The sequence below is a fragment of the Hohaiivirga grylli genome (genome assembly GCF_039655745.1).
GTDB classification, from domain to species: domain Bacteria; phylum Pseudomonadota; class Alphaproteobacteria; order Rhizobiales; family Beijerinckiaceae; genus Hohaiivirga; species Hohaiivirga grylli.
Window position 1 is genome coordinate 490,488 of record NZ_JBBYXI010000001.1, and the last position, 17,753, is coordinate 508,240.

The following is a 17,753-nucleotide window of genomic DNA, read 5'->3' on the forward strand; positions in this document are numbered from 1 at the left end:
TTAACAACACTGACTGTTATTGGAGTTGCCACAACAGGAACTCGAACCATTTGATGAAGTTTCATCAATTTTTATCTTGGCCCATGATGCCAATTCTGCCCGGGATGGATAACGACCAGCCATGGCAATCTCACCATCTATCAGTACAAGCGGCAGGGAATCTGCACCTGAGCGCTCCAGAAATGCTTTAACTGTCGGATTATTCGCGAACTCAACCGGTTGTTGTGCAAGGTTATAGCGTTCAATAGTTATACCTTGCTGTTTGGCCCAATCGATGTCACTTGCAAAAACTATCAAAGCCTCATCGGGATTGGGACCGCATGCACCTGTACTGCAGCACAATGCCGGATCATAAACTTGTATTTTCATTATTTCAATCCTCCAATAAATATTGAAATATAGTTTAAAAAAGAGAGCCTTTTCAGGCGCTCTTTAAAGGTGGTAAAACTTTTTCCGAACAACGAGCAGATGTTCGCATATCCAAACACTGCTGCGGATCCTCTGAACAGCATTCTTCTGTAAGGTACGCGATCAGATCAAGCATCAATGGTATATTAGCCCGATATCTCTGATACCGACCTTCCTGCTCTACAGAGAGCATTCCGGCCTGCGTCAAAGCCTTAAGGTGAAATGACAGATTTGTGGGAGGAACCTCTAAAGCAGAAGAAATTTCTCCCGCAACCATACCTGACAAGCCCTTCTTCACAAGCAACTTGAAAATATCCAAGCGAATGCCGGAAGAAAGGGATTCAAAGATTGTTGTAGCAGTATTCTTTTTCATTTTTTAATGATACAATAATTGTTGAACTATTGCAATATGAAATTTCAAAGCATGCTCTCAAGCAACAGGCTTGGTTAAAAACTATATTCAATATGCTTTTGGAGATGATGGTGCCCAGGAGAGGACTCGAACCTCCACGACCTTTCGGCCACTGGCACCTGAAGCCAGCGCGTCTACCAATTCCGCCACCTGGGCACAGATGCGGTTCGCTTAAAGCGAAGGTGAAGGACGTTTACGGTGATTTCCCGCTGACGTCAATCGGGGAAAAACACATTCCTGCGTTTTTCTTACAAAAGTTATCAGGAAAGTCTGTAAGAATGATATTTCAGGCTTTTCCAAGCACGGTATGCTCAACAACCGGGATGATATCAGCAAGCTTTTTGTCAATAATATCAAGATAACGTGTCCAGTCATCGACATGGTGCAGCTCTGAGGCACCATCAGAAATACCGCGGATAGCAATGAATGGTACTCCAAAGGTCTGGCAAACGCGCATCAGGGCGTAGCATTCCATATCGACCATATCCTCGGCAATCTCGTCATAGCGCGTACCAGACACGATATCAGCACCCGTTGACAGGCTTGCCGCGGGAATGCCGGGAATATGGATTGGAAGTGGTAAAACGGCCGGGAGGTCAAGAAAAGGGGTTTTGCCCTTCTCAACGCCAAGGTAGGTGGCATCCATATCGCGATAGCTGACAGATGTTGCCTGATAGAGCTCTGTCTGAGCCAGCCTTGCAGAACCGGATGAGCCGAGCGAAACAACTGCCTTTGGCAGATGATTATCAGCCTTTGCCTCACATAAAGCCTTCGTCAGCGCAATCGCTGCTTCAACCGGGCCAACCCCTGTCATGAGTGGTTTGATCAGCGCTTTCAGGTGCGGGCCATATTCAGCCTCTGCCGCCATGACATAGAGAATATCCGGTCGTGTCATTGCCCCTTATCCCTTTCAGAGAAATGTCTGCATTTCCTTTTGTGCCCTTTGCTGGTCATCATACATCTGCAGATAAACCTTGTATTTGGCATCATGGAAAGCTTTTTTATCGGGGTTTGCCTTAACAGTTTTACCAATACCAACCATCGAGACAGCAGCATCCGGTAAAGAGCTGAAACCATCACAGGCAACGGCACCAAGCAGCGCTGCACCAAGTGTGACCACGTCCTCATCCCGGGCAAGATGCAGATCACAGCCGGTAATATCGGCATATTCCCTGAGCCACAGCGGATTCTTGGTCGCGCCGCCGCAAACTTTCAGACTGGTGATTTCACTGCCTGCCTGATGTATGGTCTCAATAATATGGCGTGTACCATAGGCAACAGCCTGCAGGGTTGCCAGATAAATACGGGCCAGCGCATCCCGGCCCTGCTCAAGTGTCAGACCATATACAGCGCCCTTTGCATGCGGGTTTGCACGGGGAGAGCGATTACCATGGTGGTCACCCAGAACATGAAGATGACGGGTTGGCAGTTCTTCTCTCAGTTCGAGATCTGCAACCCATTCATTGAGAACCGCAAAAGGATTTTTGCCGCTTTTTTCAGCCTCATTCTGAAGCTCGGGCCAACTTGCATTCTGGCGTACAGCCCACTCAACAAGAGCTCCGGCAGCGCTCTGCCCACCTTCATTAAGCCACCAGTCCGGCAGCATCGCATCCCAGTAAGGCCCCCAGACACCCGGCACCATCACAGGTTCCCGGCTGACAACCATGTGACAGTTGGATGTTCCACTGATCAGGGCGAGGCTTTGTTCAGGAGAGGAACCCACAAGTGCCAGACCGCCCGCATGGGCATCAATAATACCACTGGCAACAATAACGTCTGTACTCAGCCCCAGTGCTTCCGCGGCCTGCGCACTCAGTTTTCCCGCTTTTTCACCAAGCCGCAGAATGGCTGGAGGTACTTTCTCCGTCAGATCATCCAGCTTCACGGCTTGCAGCAATGACTGGCTGAAGCGGTTCTCGTGGGCCAGATAGTTCCATTTACAGGTCAGGGTGCAGACGCTGGCGCTGTCAGAATCCGTCGCCTTCCAGACCAGAAAGTCTGCCAGATCAAATAATCGCCAGATGGTCTTATAACGTTCTGGAAGGTTACGTTTCAGCCAGAGGACCTTTGGCAGCTCCATCTCAACGCTGACTTCACCGCCAACATACCTGAGAGCCTCATCACCTGTTTTATTGATTTCCGAGGCTTCAGCAGTCGCGCGGTGGTCCATCCACATGATGATATCACGCTCTGGCTCACCACTTTCTGATATGGAAACACCCTGCCCATTCTGGTCAATAGCCACCAGAGAACAGGTCGCATCAAAGCCGAGCGAGATAATCTGATCTTTTGCAATACCCGAGCTGGCAACAGCCTCATTCATGGCTTCACAGATCATCTGCCAGATTTCACGGGAAGACTGCTCAACAAAATTGGCTTTAGGATGAAACTGAGTGATCGGGCGCGTTGCAAAGCCAACCCGCGTTCCGTCATTTGCAAAAATACCGGCACGAACACTCGCAGATCCGACATCAACACCTGCAAAATACTGCTCACTCATCCTGTGCCCTCTGTCACTCTGCGCAATTATGATATCAACTTGTTCATCAATAAACGAAAATACCCCGTACTTGTCAAAGTACGGGGTATCATTTCACAACATTCCGAAATATTCGGAAAAGAAAGTTACCACTTGACGGTCATACCGAGGCGGCCATCCCATGCCTCACGGCCTTTGTTATCCAGCGAGCGGCTGTAGGCACCCGTGGCAAACATGGTCACATTCTCACTGACAAGCATTGAGGCACCTGCGCCAATCTCGCCCCAGGTTCCACCAAGATTAGACGGGATCGTCACGCCATTAAGGCCATAGGTGTCCGTCACAGTCGTCTTGCTCTTCCCCATGAACTCATGCCAGATGTTGGCACGAAGCCATGTGGTCAGCTGACGGGGGCCGTTACCTGTCTCAGACATATCCCAGTTCTTGACCAGACGGGCACCGATGCGACCACGCAGGCTGTCTCCATCAGCTATCGAGAAATGACCATATGCGTCCGAGAAGCTGTCGAACGATAGATGCTGGTAAGCAAGCTGAACCTGTGGCTCAAGCATCAGGCCATTACCAAGATCGAAGCTGTAACCACCTTCAAGCGACGCGATGAAACCGAAACCATCAGGCTTCAGCTTCTGACCATACACAGAAGTTGCATCCGTCGTGTACCAGGTACCCTGCACAACGGCATCCGTATACCAGCCCTGCGTTGCCTTATGTGTCCAGTAAGCACCAATCGTATAGGCATCCATATCAATGGAACCGGCCTTGCCACCGTAGGCACCCTTCACATTCGCCCAGATATTGCCATAGCCGACATAGAGACCGGCCTTGTCCGTACCGGCTGAAGTCTCACGACCATAGATGTCCAGACCTGCCTGAATGCCACCGAAGGTGTAATCATACTTCGGGCCGTTTTTGAGGAAGCTGCCACCACGATCCTGAAAACCGCGGTTACCGAACAGACGGCCCCACGCTCCGGCAAACCATTTCTGGCTCTCAGCTGACGGCTGAACCGGGACACGGACAATCTGGCGTTTGCCATTCTTGCCACGGACAACACGTTCTTCATAAGCCTTCTCAAATGGTCTGATGGCAAAAGTATCACCGACCCGCTCATGCAATGTATCAAGCATGGCATAACCATATTCAGCGGCAATCGGCTGAATGGCAGAAGCAAGTGCAATCTCAGGACGATAGTTGGGCAGGGGAATGATCACTGTTCCGTTGTCGGTAGGAACTTCGCCACCGCCTGGCTCATCCGGGGGCATATAAGCGCTGGTCAGGTACCAGTTATCTGCTGACAGGCTGCCACCACGAACCAGCGTGTAGTCATAGGCACCGGCTGCAATACGGCTGGATTGGACGAAAGCCCCTGCGTCGGTCGTGCCGCCGTTGATGGCCTCAACAACCATAATACCGTCACCTGTCGTCAGGGCACCAAGACCACCGGCATTCATCACAACAAGATTTGTTGTACCGGTTGCCGTACCGCCATCAATCACCAGAAGATCAGACGGGGAAGCGTCTGTTCCCAGAACCGTGTTCAGAACCAGTGTTCCGTTATTACCCGTATAGTTGGTCACTGTCAGGGTCTTGAAGACGTTATTCTCAGGAGAAGAGAAAGCAACCGTACTGTTCTCATTCCTCAGAGTGCTCAGCGTTGAATCTCCCGTCACAACCCAGGAACTGTTATTTTTCAGTAACAAGTCAAACTGGCTCAGGGCATCTGTCATGGCAATGCCCGTGAACTGAGATGCATCCGCATTTAGAGACAGGGATGTACTACCGGCAGATGTTGCGGAGACATTGAAAGCAATACCACTGTCGTTGGTCAGCCTTGTCCGGATCAGGTTTAAGTCAAGGTATCCGTCTTCAACGGCAATGCCCTGCATATTACTTTGCAGAATACTGTCTGACAGTGTGATCTTTCCCGGTTGAGCCGCAGTGCCGCCGGATGCGTAAATGGCATAGGATGAAGCGGTGACCCCTGTTGTTATCAGCTGAATATTTTCACCACGGATTGATGAGTTTGCCCCAAGCAGAACAATGCCGCTGACCTCATTTCCAGCTGCGTTCATGGCCATGCTGCCGGTCTGTATTATGGAGCCCCCGGAAGAGACATAAAAAGCTGCTGCTGTATTGTTCGTATTGTTGAGTGTCCATGTTGAGTTTCCGGTCAACGTGACATCAGCCGCTGCGCCGGAATAGATACCGTAAACGAAACCACTTGTTCCAAGAGAACTGATATCCCATCGGGATTGCCCGTCCATGTTGATCGTTGAGCCGGTACCTGATGCATAAATTCCGGCGGCTGAAGCGGTATTGCTGACGATTGTCCACTTGGACAGGCCCGTATTGGATAACGAAATCTGTCCTGCACTTAGGGCAATGGCACCAATGCTCCAGCCAGAGGCTGTTGCGGTCAGATCAATGTCTCCTGTTACTTTGATCTGACCGGAGGTTTGTGCCTGAAGGGCATAAGCCGCATTTGATGTTCCGGTAATATTGCCGGAAATGGAGTTCAGGGTGATCTGCGCCGCGTTGCCAAGACTGTTAAAGCCGTTGGCAAAAGCAACACGTGAAAGCTGACTTGTTATATCGACATCAAAATGGCCGGTGACCGTTACTGAGGTTATTGTTGAACTTGATGTGTCTGCGACTGCATAAGCACCGTAAGCATAGGTGCTGTACAGGTTGTTTGTTCCATCCATTACCAGCCGGACATTTTCAGCTGTCAGAGTTGCGCCGGAAATTGCGGCAAGAGCATAGCTCGCATTATTAGCACTTCCCGCATTATAAATAGACAGGGTCGTTAGCCCCGTCAGCTTCATGACGCCGTTATTCTGGACGTAGGCCCCCAGAGGATTATCAGATTTTAACTCAATGGTGACATCACGTGCGGTGATATAGCTGTTGGTGTCTTTTGCGCTAAGGCCAACGGCTCCTGTCCAGCCGGCAGGCGCATTATAGCCCTCACCTTTGATATAGCTACCAGTACCCAGATCAATTCGCCCGCCACTTTGTACGTACACAACTCCCGTTTGTGTGAGGTTCGTGCTTTCTGCACGAATTCCGCCACCACCCGTTATCAGGATGGTTGAGCCGGAACTGAGAGCTGCCAGAGCATACCCGAAAGCCCCGGAATTGATGTAAGGTGTACTGTCGCCGCCTGGTAAAGTAACAGTTGAGCCGTTTGATACAATGACTGGAGGATATGTCTGGGCATCAGCATGATGTGGTACCCCAATTCCCACAGCCATAACTGACAGGAAATGTAGTATTGATAAGCTTTTGGTTTTGCTTATTAACATGCATCAAGCCCTATTTTCATAAATTTATTTTTGTTATTGTAGATTTGTAATAATATTTCAATATATAAAAATGTTCTATATTGCTAAATTATGATGAAACATTCTTCGCTCCTGTTTTTAAGATAAATATGAATACCAAATAAATCATAGATATATATATCAGTTTCAAAATCATGCAGATAATCTTGCCAGAATAACTGGGATTATAAGCAGGGTATCAATGAAACGTGATGATTATCGTTGCAGTCCCATTGAAATACTCTTTCAAATTCAGCCGCACAGTTGAGGGTCCAAGGCAAATAATGGACAGGCCGGGAGCATTGCCAGAACCCTCGTTTTTGGCTTACCACTTGACAGTTACCCCAAGTCGCCCGTTCCAGCCTTCGCGGCCCTTGTTGTCCAGGGCCCGGTTGTACGATCCTGTCGCGAACAGGTTAACGGCTTCTGTCATCTGCATGCTGGCTCCAGCCCCGACCTCTGCCCATGTTCCCTTCAGGTAACTGTGGAAGGGAGTGAAGTCGCTGCCGTCGAGGGAGCCGTAGGAGGTTCTGGTTTTGCCAAGGAACTCATGCCAGATATTGGCCCGCAGCCATGTGGTAAGGAGGCGTGGGGTTGCTTCGTCGCCCATGTTCCATGTCTTGGTGACACGAATACCTAAGCGGCCGCGCAGGCTGTCATTGTTAGAGAAGCGGACAAGGCCATAGGCATCGCGGGCGTTGTTGAAGCTGATGTTCTGGTAAACGATCTGTGCCTGTGGCTCGATGGCCCAGCCATTGTTCAATCTGAAGGAATAGCCTGCTTCCAGTGAAGCCAGAATACTGAAGCCGTTTGGCTTGATACGCTGGTTGTCCGTGGATCTGGCATCAGCGGAATACCATGTGCCCTGAACAACGGCATCGGTGTACCAGCCCATGGCCGAGATATGTGTCCAGTAAGCACCGAGGGTATAGGCGTCCATGTCGACGGTGCCTGCCTTTGTGCCACGCTGGCCGGTGATGTCTGCACTTATCTGGCCGTAACCGATATAGATACCTGCCTTATCCAGAGTACCATCGGTCTGTTCACGGGCGTAAATATCAAGTCCGGCCTGAATGCCGCTGAAAGTATAGCTGTAATTCGGGCCACGCCGCATGAAGTTATCGGGACGGTGCAGACCGCGGTCCCCGAACAGACGTGCCCAGCCGGAGGAAGCCCATTTTGTCTGGTTTTCCTGAACTGGACTATAAATAATACATCTGAAGTTCTGGGCCGGATCGTTGCAGTTGACCAGCCGTGCATCCTTGACCGGAGTAAGCGTCTTCATGCCGGTTTCGCCAACCCGCTCATGCAGTGTGCCAAGCATTGTGTAGCCATACTCAAGGGCGAGTGGTGCGATGGTCATCGCAACCGCCACTTCCGAGCGGATAGCTGGTTCTGGTTGAGGGTTCGGATTGTCGGGTGTCGGTAACGGCGTATAGGTGCTGCGCAGATACCAGTTTTGGTCAGACGGGATTAGCCCGCCACGATAGAGAGAGTATTCATAGGCTCCCGCTGCGACTCGGTTGGCCAGAACGAAAGCATCAGGTGTGCTCTCGGTTGCCTGTACAATCATGATGCCATTGCCCATGGTCTGGTCACCATCCCCGCCGATGTTGACGACGGTTACCTGTGTCTGTCCCGAGGCTGCTCCATTGATAATCAGGCGTTCAGTGGGAAAGTCATCATCACCCAGCATGGTGTTAATGACCAGTCTGCCATTATTGCCGGTGTAGTTTCCGGTAATGGTCAGTGTGTCTCCCGCAAAGGCCTCAATGCCTCCGGTATAGTTATTTGCCAGCGAGATGGTTCCGGAGTTGATGACATTACCCTGAACAACAGAGGCACCTGTCCCGGAAAGTGTTCCCTGAGGTGCAATCGTCAGTATGCCAGTTGCGTGAATATTGGTTGCCGTATCTGCGAGGAGGAGGCGTGCATTGTCGAGAACAAGTGTGCCTTCATTGACATTGACATAGAGGAACTGGTTATCCGGATCTGCATTGTTTGTGTTTTCCAGAAACCATGTGCTGTTACCGGATTTGGTCAGGGAGCCGAAGCCGCTTATCCGGTTGGCATCACCTGTTGTATCAGCATCTGCACTGTTATCGAGAATTGTCAGGTCAAAGCGGCCTGTTCCTTCACCACCCAGAACCAGATGACTGTTCGGAAGGTCAAGGTAAGCCGTTGAATTTGCATCGGTTACAACAGCGCGTGTTAAACCTTCAAGGGCGTACCCGGGGTGAAGTTCGAGAGTGGCTGTCCGGCCGGTTTCTCTTTCCCTTATAATATCAATAGCTGTGGTATTGCCGTGAACAAGGCCCTGAACTGTAATATGGGTATCTGTATCATCCGTTGAGGTATAGATGGCTGTCCCATTATGTGAATAGACATTGCCACGGGTAATAATGTCGACAAGTGAGCCTGGCAGGTTCGGGCTTTTATTGCCGATATCAAGAATATGAATTGCATCACCATTGGAGGAGATGTTGTTAACGTCGATCCACACTTCCATATAGTTATCGCCACCAAAGGTACGACTGACAATACCTTCAGCCCCAGCTGTGATATCACCCGTGGTTTTGATAATCGTATAAGCCCGCCCGTTACCGGCTGTGCTTGTGATGTAGATACCGGTACCATTCACTGCATGCAGAGAGTTGGCATTGATTATTGCAACAGAGTCTCCGTTTAAAGCGTAGTTCTGTTGAAAGTAGATGGCATGATAATTGGCTGCAGTTGAAGTAATATCATTTGCTGAAATAACTGTAACAGCATTGCCGGAATGGCTGACATTATTAATATAAATACCGTCCGTGTGTGCCGTAATATCTCTGGCAGTAATATTTGCTGTTGCAGTACCTGACTGTGTGAAGCTGCTGACCATAAGACCAATGGCGCTTTGACTAATAAGGTCGCCGGTAAAAGTGGCCGATGCAAATGCATCCCCGCTAGTTGATACAGAATTAAAGAAATAAAGCCCGCCTCCGTATGAATTAATACTATTCAGAGATATGGCTTGAACGGCATTGCCAATGTTCGTGGTATTCTGAATTTGGACAGCGTATCCATATGAGGAGGGATAATTATTAGTTATATTGCCTGACAAGGTGAGGTTGAGTTTTGCAGAGGCATTCGTCGCATTGGAAATGATAAATACGCTGCCGTTAATGTTGCCTCCCGTCTCTATTGTTGTATAGGCATTTTTTGTTGCTGATTGGGATGCAATATTATGTACCTGTAGGGCGATAAAATCAGAATTGTTACTGATGTCAGAGAAATAATTATCAATATACGAAACATCTCCTGCACCGAATAAATACAATGCAGGATCGCTGCTGGATGTGTTGAGGCTGAAACCATTCTGGGTTGTAACTTCAATATCTTCGGCGACGTTATTAATCGTAATCGGTGCAGTAAGATTTCCGCTGCAGGTGTATTTGTTGTCAGATGTACTGACACATGCAGCGTTTGCTGTTGTCAGAAGTGCGCAGATAGCAATTGATGCCAGCAAGGATGTTCGCTGAATTTTGCGCCATGCAGATAATTCTGTTGCAAATCCTTTATTCTTTTTTTGTCTTCCACACAGCCCTTGATTATTGACATATAAATTATGTGAAATATGCCGATGAGCATTGGAGGAATATTTTTTTGAAAACATATTCTGACCCCGCTATGTATTTATATTTTTATTATGACTTTAGTATAATCATTGATGAAAATCTGTCAATAAATTGCTGATAATTTAGAAAATAAAATCGGAATAATATTTTGGTCAAATGTCTAAAAATTATTTTTAAATCGCTTTTTTCTATTTATTTTCAAGAATGAAAATAATGAATACTATATTTATTATTCAATTTCTGAAACGAATATTCTGACGGGCATTGTGTGCTGCTAAGAAAAAGAACAACCGGGAAATGCTTCCCGGTTGTAATGCTTGGGTAGTGGGCAGGATATTCTGCCGTGTGTCAGAATGGCGATGTTTCAGGCTATCGCTGGGATGTCGAATGCAAGTGTGAAATTCTGACACGGAAAAGGCTCTGTACTAACCCCGTTGTCAGCTTTTGTGACGCAGGGCATCAATGATGATTTTAAACGCCTTGGAATGGTTCTTCTTGCTTGGGTAGTAAAGATAGTGACCATCCCATGGCGGAAACCAGTCTTCCAATACGCTGATGAGTCTGCCGGATTTAATATAGGATTCAACCGTATCAAGAGGGACATGAGCAAGGCCAAAGCCTTCAAGAGCTGCTTCTATACTCTGGTAAGTACGGTTGAAGGTAAGCTGACCTTTGACGCGAACTTTCAGTTCCTTGCCATCTTTTTCAAACTCCCAGGCATAAACATTTCCGTGGGTTGGAAAGCGTATGTTGATGCATACGTGATCAATTAAATCCTGAGGTGTCTGTGGCTTGGGGTGTTTCGCAAAATAAGACGGTGATCCAACGACAGCAAAGCGGATATCCGGGCCAATCCTTACTGAGATCATACCATCCTGGAGCTGCTCACCGAGTCTGACACCTGCATCAAATCGATCGGCCACAATATCTGTCAGGGCATAATCATCAAACAGTTCAAGATGAATATCAGGATATTGTTCAAGAACCGGTTTTAGTTTTGGCCAGAGGATCGTGTTGATTGCGAAGTCCGTTGTCGAAATGCGGATATTGCCCGCAATTTCTTCCTTCAGATCCCACAGCAGCTCAAGCTGCTCATTAATGTCGTCAATCCGTGGCCCAAGAGAATCCAGTACCTTCTCACCAATTTCCGTGAGTGAAACATTGCGCGTGGTTCGTGAAAGAAGCCTGACCCCGAGGCGGGTTTCGAGGCCACGAATTGTGTGGCTGAGGGCAGACTGGGAGACGCCAATCTGGGCGGCGGCCCGTGTAAAATTTCTCTCACGCGCAACCAGAACAAAGGCTGCCAGATCGTTTAAATTTTCCCGCGGCATTGATGATATCCATATATTTTTAAAGTCTGAGCCGAATAGAGGTTATTTATGAAAATATATATAAATCAGAAAAATAGATATGCATTTTTTTCATTAATTGTTTCTGGCCGTATAAGTATAAACTGATCTCTGACAATCGTATCAGCATTCTGGATTTGAGATGAAAAACAGACCAGCCATATATCTTCTAGCGTTAGCTTTCAGCATCTTTAACCTGACAGCTTTGACAGCGCAGGAACGAAATATCCCGGAACGTATTTTACCAGTACCTGAAACGGTCAGTTCGGAATTGAAAGCAATGATTGCGGCTGGTTCAGCGCCATTCTGGAATGATCATCCTGCAAGCGCACAGGAATGGAAGGCTTGGGTTAATGAGCTTGCATCACAGGTGATCAAAGAGCTCCCGGCGTTGCGTGAAGCCATGAAGGTGAAGGTTACACAGGCAACCATCGCAGATGTGAAGGTTTTTATTGTCACCCCTGATGAGATTGCACCTGAAAATGCGAACCGTGTCCTGTTGCATTTCCATGGTGGCGGTTATGTCCTCAATCCCGGTGAGGCCGCAACGTCAGAGGCCATTATGGTGGCCGGGCACAGCAGGATTAAAGTGATCTCTGTTGATTATCGCATGCCGCCGGATTTTCCGTATCCGGCTGCTATGGATGATGCTCTTGCTGTCTACAGGCAACTTGTCACGCAGAATGAGCCAGCACGTATTGGTGTTTTTGGTACATCAACGGGTGGTGGTATGGCACTTGCCCTTATCCATCGTATCAAGACTGAAGGCTTACTCTTACCCGGTGCTGTTGCAGCCGGGACGCCCTGGTCTGACCTTACAAAGACAGGCGACAGCTACTACAGCAATGATACGGTTGATAATGTTCTGGTACGTTATGAAGGCTGGCTGGGGGATGCAGCGAAGCTCTATGCCAATGGTCATGACCTGAAGGACCCGCAACTTTCGCCTGTCTATGGTGACTTTTCAGTCTTCCCGCCAACCATTCTGGTAAGTGGTACGCGTGATCTCTTTCTGAGCAATACGGTTCGTGTGCATCGCAAGCTCCGCAATGCCAATATTTCCTCCGACCTGATTGTCTTTGAAGGCATGTCTCATGCGCAATATCTTTTTGATGCCAATATGCCTGAGGCCAAAGAGTTTTTGACTGAGGTAGATGGTTTCTTCAATCGTCATTTGAAGAAGTGACCAATATTTGGCAGATGGCCTGTTTAATGAAAAACGGCGCTACCAAGGGTAGCGCCGCTGTTGTTTGCTTGAACCGAAAGATCAGATGATCTTTGGTGGGTTCTTACGAACGATGTCTGTTGCCAGTTCGTACATATAGGCAAACTGCAGGACTTCGAAGTCATTGCGTGGCTTGCCAATGATCTGGATACCCATTGACAGGCCAGCCTTGCTGAAGCCAACAGGAACAGCAACAACCGGGCTACCGCACAGTGTCCAAGGTGTGACGATTTCCATCCAGCGATGGTAGGTGTCCATCTTGCGACCTGCAACTTCCTTCGGCCAATGCCATTCTTTGTCGAATGGGAACATCTGGGCTGTTGGAACCGCGATGTAGTCGTACTTCTCGAACAGTTCCTGAACCTTGCGGTACCAGTCACTGCGCATAGCACTGGCTTCGTACATCTGCTGGCCGGTGTAGTTCTTGCCACCTTCGTATTCGAAGATTGCTTCTGGCTTCAGCAGCTTGCGCTTTTCCGGATCTTCTGCCAGAGCCTTCAGGCTTGTGGCACAGAAGTGGCGGTGTGGAAGCCAGCAACCATCCCAAAGCTTCTGACCATCAATCGGAGGCTTAATGGTTTCGACTTTGAGGCCCATAGCCGTAAATGCGTCCAGACCGTTCTTACAAACTTCAAGAACTTCTGGTTCCATAGCAAGGTAGCCATCCCAGTCGCCAAGCCATGCAATGCGCTTGCCCTTCTGGTCTGCCTTCATCTGATCACGGACGTTAGCCGGTGTCAGAGCCCGCAGGCGGGAATCATCAGCCAGAGACTGAGGAGCGCTGCTTGTATAGCCAGACTGTGTATTGAGCAGGAGAGCCATATCCGGGATGGAACGTCCCATTGGGCCGTTAATACCGAACTGGTTCATGAACAGCTCACCACCCGGTGCAGGAACGCGGCCCCATGATGGACGGAAACCGAAAACGTTACACCAGCCAGCTGGGTTACGGAGTGAGCCCATGAAGTCACTGCCGTCAGCGACAGGCTGCAGACGCATAGCCAGCGAACAGGCTGCACCGCCGCTGCTGCCACCAGCAGACTTGCTTGGGTCATATGGGTTGCCTGTGGCGCCATAAACCGGATTATAGGTGTGAGAACCATAACCGAATTCCGGTGTATTGGTCTTACCTGTAATGATGATACCAGCAGCCTTCATGCGCTGGACCATGAAGCTGTCCTGAGTTGGCACATAATCCTTGAAGATTGGGCAGCCCTTCGAGCTGACGATACCCTTTGTATCTTCGAGGTCTTTAATGGCCTGCGGGAAGCCGTGCATCCAGCCACCGCTCTTACCGGCAGCAAGGGCCTTGTCGCTTTCTTCTGCCTGCTTCATCAGACCATCACGGTCCTGAAGAGCAACGATCGCGTTGACCTTGCTATTGACCTTATCGATCTGGTCGAGGTAGGCGGTCATAACTTCTTTGACCGAAACCTTTTTGGCATGAATGCTCTGGGACAGTTCCCATGCTGGCATCTCAATAATTGAGGTTGCGCCAGATGAGGCTGCTGCGCCAGAAGCGGCTTTTCCAGTCTGTGCTTGCGCCATACTATACTTACCCATAAAACCGACAGCGGTTACTGTTCCGACAAGGCCTTTGAGGGCCGCGCGCCGTGAAAGCGCTTTTGATGATGGAGTAGAGACTTCGGAGTTTTCAGTTGTCTTATCTTTCATAGTACATCTCCTGTACGTTGAAAATAATAGAAAAAGTCACTGGAATTATTTCGCTCTGACTTCTTCAGAACCAATACAATCAATTGATTTTATTGTTGTATTGAACTCCTCCCTGCCATGAAACATGGCTCATTTATTGTTTTAGGTTGTCACTCTTCTCATCAATTGCTGATAACTTTAATTACGAAGCTTTAATACGATTTGTTGGCAAATTCTCGTTTCAGATTATTCGCCATCCGGGTATAGCAGAAAAATTTGTCATGGTTTGCGCAAAATTGTCGCAACGCTATTATCAGAGACTTGCTGTGCTGCTGTAAGCCATAAAAATTAAGGCGCCCACGAAAGGGCGCCTTTGGTAATATATTTGAATGATTGTTTAAATCAGACGATTTTCGGTGGATTCTTACGAACGATATCAGTTGCCAGTTCGTACATATAAGCAAACTGCAGGACTTCAAAATCGTTGCGTGGCTTACCGATAACCTGGATTCCCATTGACAGGCCGGCCTTGTTGAAACCTGCGGGAATCGCAACAACCGGGCTGCCACAGAGTGTCCATGGTGTCACAATTTCCATCCAGCGATGGTAGGTATCCATCTTTCGGCCTGCGACCTCTTTTGGCCAATGCATTTCCTTGTCAAATGGGAACATTTGGGCTGTAGGAACTGCGATATAGTCAAACTCTTCAAATAGTTCCTGAACCTTATTGTACCATTGGCCGCGCATGACAGAAGCTTCATAAATCTGCTGACCTGAGTAGTTTTTGGAGCCTTCATACTCAAAAATAGCTTCCGGCTTCAGAAGCTTGCGTTTTTCCGGGTTCTCAGCAAGAGATTTTAAGCCGCTTGCGCAGATATGGCGATGAGGCAACCAGCAGCCGTCCCAAAGTTTCTGTCCATCAGTGGGTGCCTTGATCGTTTCCACCTTGAGGCCCATGGCTGTTATGGCATCAAGAGCCCCCTGACAGACCTCAAGTACATCAGGCTCCATGGCAAGATAACCATCCCAGTCACCGAGCCATGCCATACGCTTGCCCTTCTGATCTGCCTTCATCCTGTCACGGACATTGGCAGGTGTCAGAGCTTTCAAGCGGGCATCATCTTCAAGAGACTGCGGCACGAGATTTGAGTAGCCGGAGATTGTATTGAGCAGCAATGCCATATCCGGAATGGAACGGCCCATCGGTCCGTTGATGCTGAACTGGTTGATAAATAACTCATCAACCGTATCGGGAACGAGGCCCCAAGATGGACGGAAACCGAAAACGTTACACCAGCCAGCCGGGTTGCGCAGTGAGCCCATGAAGTCACTGCCATCAGCAACAGGCTGCATGCGCATGGCGACCGAGCAGGCTGCACCACCACTGCTGCCACCAGCAGATTTGCTCGGGTCATAGGGGTTGCCTGTCGCACCATAAACCGGGTTGTAGGTGTGAGAACCATAACCGAATTCCGGTGTATTGGTCTTGCCGGTAATAAGTGCTCCATGGGCCTTCATGCGTTTAACCATGAAGCTGTCATAATCCGGTACCCAATCCTTATAGGCCGGGCTGCCTTGTGCCGTTACAATACCCTTTGTTTCTTCAAGGTCCTTGATGGCCTGAGGGAAGCCATGCATCCAGCCCATGCTGTTTCCGGAAGCAAGAGCCTTATCTTTTTCTTCTGCCTGTTTCAGGAGACCGTCACGGTCCTGAAGGGCAACGATCGCATTGACCTTGCCATTGACCTTGTCGATCTGGTCGAGATAGGCGGTCATGACTTCTTTGACTGACAGCTTTTTATTATGGATATTGAGAGATAATTCCCATGCTGGCATATCGACAATTGAAGTAGCGCCAGATGGTGCTGTCGTCGCCTGAACAGCCGTTTTGGCCTGTTTCGCATTAGCTCCGGTATAGGTTCCTAATAATCCGACGGTTGTAACTGTACCAACAAGGCTTTTGATTGCAGAGCGCCTTGAGATATTTGTTGCTGGTTCATTGATTGTGTCAGAAGATGCGGAATTTTTTACAGCCATTAGGGCCTCCTATGAGGGTAAAACCGACACATCGGTCTGCGGAATATATATTGCCAAGCTTCAATAGTGGAAAATGATTAAAAATATCCAACGTGTAAGCGTGCCCTTCACAATTATCAGAGACAACATGTCGGTAATTTAAAATATTTTTTGCTGTATTGTGTTTGTTCTTCGGTGTCCCATATACTAGGATAACAAGATAAATCCGGAGCTACCAAGGGAGGTTGCCATGAGGATATTCCCCGAGCGTCCCGTTCTGCGCCTGTTTGTGATCAATGGGGTCATGGGTGCCGTTATTGGTATGGTTCTGGCTTCCATTTTCATTTTTGGTGACTTCTTTGGTCTTTATCAGACTATGCAGCGCTCAATAGGTGTGATCGCCGGATGGGCCATGCTGAGCTATGTTTTTGCCTGTACCTTTGCCGGGCTGGCTATGGCGACAGCCGTTATGCTGCACTGGGATAGAGGTGATGACGATGATGACAAGGGCGGTGGTCTGGGAAGCCGTGCAGATGATGCACCCGGGTTTCAGGCTGTTCCAGTCAGAGTCCGTTCGGGTCATTGAAGATTTAAAGTAATAAAGCCCGCCTTTGTGGCGGGCTTTTTATTATTTGCCGTTATATTGCTGGTCCGTCACAGGCTCCATCCAGTCGACATTTTTGCCATCAGCAACGCCTGTAATTGCGATATGGGTCATTTCAGAATCGGGTGCTGCGCCATGCCAGTGTTTGATATCAGGCGGACACCAAACGGCGTCGCCAGCGTTTATCTGTTCAATCTTGCCGTCAGCCGTACCTGTCAAACCCCGGCCTGAGGTAACAATGAGATGCTGCCCTGTTGGATGCGTATGCCAGTGAGAACGCGCGCCCGCTGCAAATGTGACTTCCCCGCCAGAATAGGGTGCAGAGGCATTATCAGGGAACATAATTCTGATTTTGACATCGCCGGTAAAATAATCACCTGAACCTTTGGAAATGTTTTGGGTTTCTGCACGTATGATGATTTGACCTGAAGCTGCTTTTTCCTGAGCGTATAAACCACTGGGAAATACAGTTATTGATGTTGCAATCGACAATAGTGCTGCTGAAAGTAATCTCATCCTGATTCCTTATCTCTGTGACTGATCAAGTGTTTGACAAACACTTCACTACGAAGGTTTTCAGCAGGCAGGGTAATACAAAAGAAACGTGTAAATTAATGAATTATTCTAATAACCTTGTCCCGTTTCT

12 protein-coding genes and 1 tRNA gene are annotated in these 17,753 nt (G+C 48.7%); 2 read left to right on the forward strand and 11 right to left on the reverse strand.

All coding sequences use genetic code 11. The features are described from left to right. The 8 genes from arsD to WJT86_RS02125 form a co-directional block, all read right to left on the reverse strand. Positions 1-369, reverse strand: coding sequence for an arsenite efflux transporter metallochaperone ArsD (arsD, locus tag WJT86_RS02090; RefSeq protein WP_455429312.1), 369 nt, complete (start codon positions 367-369; stop codon positions 1-3). A gap of 52 nt (positions 370-421) precedes the next feature. Next, complete coding sequence (locus tag WJT86_RS02095; RefSeq protein WP_346335833.1) at positions 422-781, reverse strand: ArsR/SmtB family transcription factor; 360 nt, start codon at positions 779-781, stop codon at positions 422-424. A 108-nt stretch (positions 782-889) separates the two neighbouring features. After that, a tRNA-Leu gene (locus WJT86_RS02100) sits at positions 890-976 on the reverse strand. Between the two features lie 130 nt (positions 977-1,106). Continuing rightward, entirely contained in the window at positions 1,107-1,715 is a 609-nt protein-coding gene (locus tag WJT86_RS02105; RefSeq protein WP_346335834.1) for a 5'-methylthioadenosine/S-adenosylhomocysteine nucleosidase, read from the reverse strand. Positions 1,716-1,730: 15 nt separating this feature from the next. Further along, positions 1,731-3,320 (reverse strand): FGGY-family carbohydrate kinase, encoded by a 1,590-nt coding sequence (locus WJT86_RS02110; RefSeq protein WP_346335835.1) that lies wholly within the window; start codon positions 3,318-3,320, stop codon positions 1,731-1,733. Between the two features lie 125 nt (positions 3,321-3,445). Beyond that, on the reverse strand, positions 3,446-6,625 hold the full coding sequence (locus tag WJT86_RS02115) for an autotransporter family protein (protein WP_346335836.1): 3,180 nt from the start codon (positions 6,623-6,625) through the stop codon (positions 3,446-3,448). Between the two features lie 343 nt (positions 6,626-6,968). After that, positions 6,969-10,151, reverse strand: a complete 3,183-nt coding sequence (locus WJT86_RS02120) for an autotransporter family protein (RefSeq protein WP_346335837.1) — start codon at positions 10,149-10,151, stop codon at positions 6,969-6,971. Between the two features lie 546 nt (positions 10,152-10,697). Continuing rightward, positions 10,698-11,591, reverse strand: a complete 894-nt coding sequence (locus WJT86_RS02125; RefSeq protein WP_346335838.1) for a LysR family transcriptional regulator — start codon at positions 11,589-11,591, stop codon at positions 10,698-10,700. Between the two features lie 160 nt (positions 11,592-11,751). On the opposite strand from WJT86_RS02125, the gene WJT86_RS02130 reads away from it, so the two are divergent. Continuing rightward, on the forward strand, positions 11,752-12,795 hold the full coding sequence (locus WJT86_RS02130; protein ID WP_346335839.1) for an alpha/beta hydrolase: 1,044 nt from the start codon (positions 11,752-11,754) through the stop codon (positions 12,793-12,795). Positions 12,796-12,876: 81 nt separating this feature from the next. On the opposite strand, the gene WJT86_RS02135 is transcribed toward WJT86_RS02130, so the two are convergent. Together WJT86_RS02135 and WJT86_RS02140 are read right to left on the reverse strand one after the other, a co-directional pair. Then, positions 12,877-14,508, reverse strand: a complete 1,632-nt coding sequence (locus WJT86_RS02135; RefSeq protein WP_346335840.1) for an amidase — start codon at positions 14,506-14,508, stop codon at positions 12,877-12,879. Positions 14,509-14,889: 381 nt separating this feature from the next. Then, positions 14,890-16,524, reverse strand: coding sequence for an amidase (locus WJT86_RS02140; protein ID WP_346335841.1), 1,635 nt, complete (start codon positions 16,522-16,524; stop codon positions 14,890-14,892). A 229-nt stretch (positions 16,525-16,753) separates the two neighbouring features. Between WJT86_RS02140 and WJT86_RS02145 the strand changes: the two genes are divergently transcribed. Next, positions 16,754-17,089, forward strand: coding sequence for a hypothetical protein (locus WJT86_RS02145; protein WP_346335842.1), 336 nt, complete (start codon positions 16,754-16,756; stop codon positions 17,087-17,089). Positions 17,090-17,131: 42 nt separating this feature from the next. Here WJT86_RS02145 and WJT86_RS02150 read toward each other — a convergent pair whose 3' ends face one another. After that, positions 17,132-17,623, reverse strand: coding sequence for a (R)-mandelonitrile lyase (locus WJT86_RS02150; RefSeq protein WP_346335843.1), 492 nt, complete (start codon positions 17,621-17,623; stop codon positions 17,132-17,134). Positions 17,624-17,753: the final 130 nt, after the last annotated feature.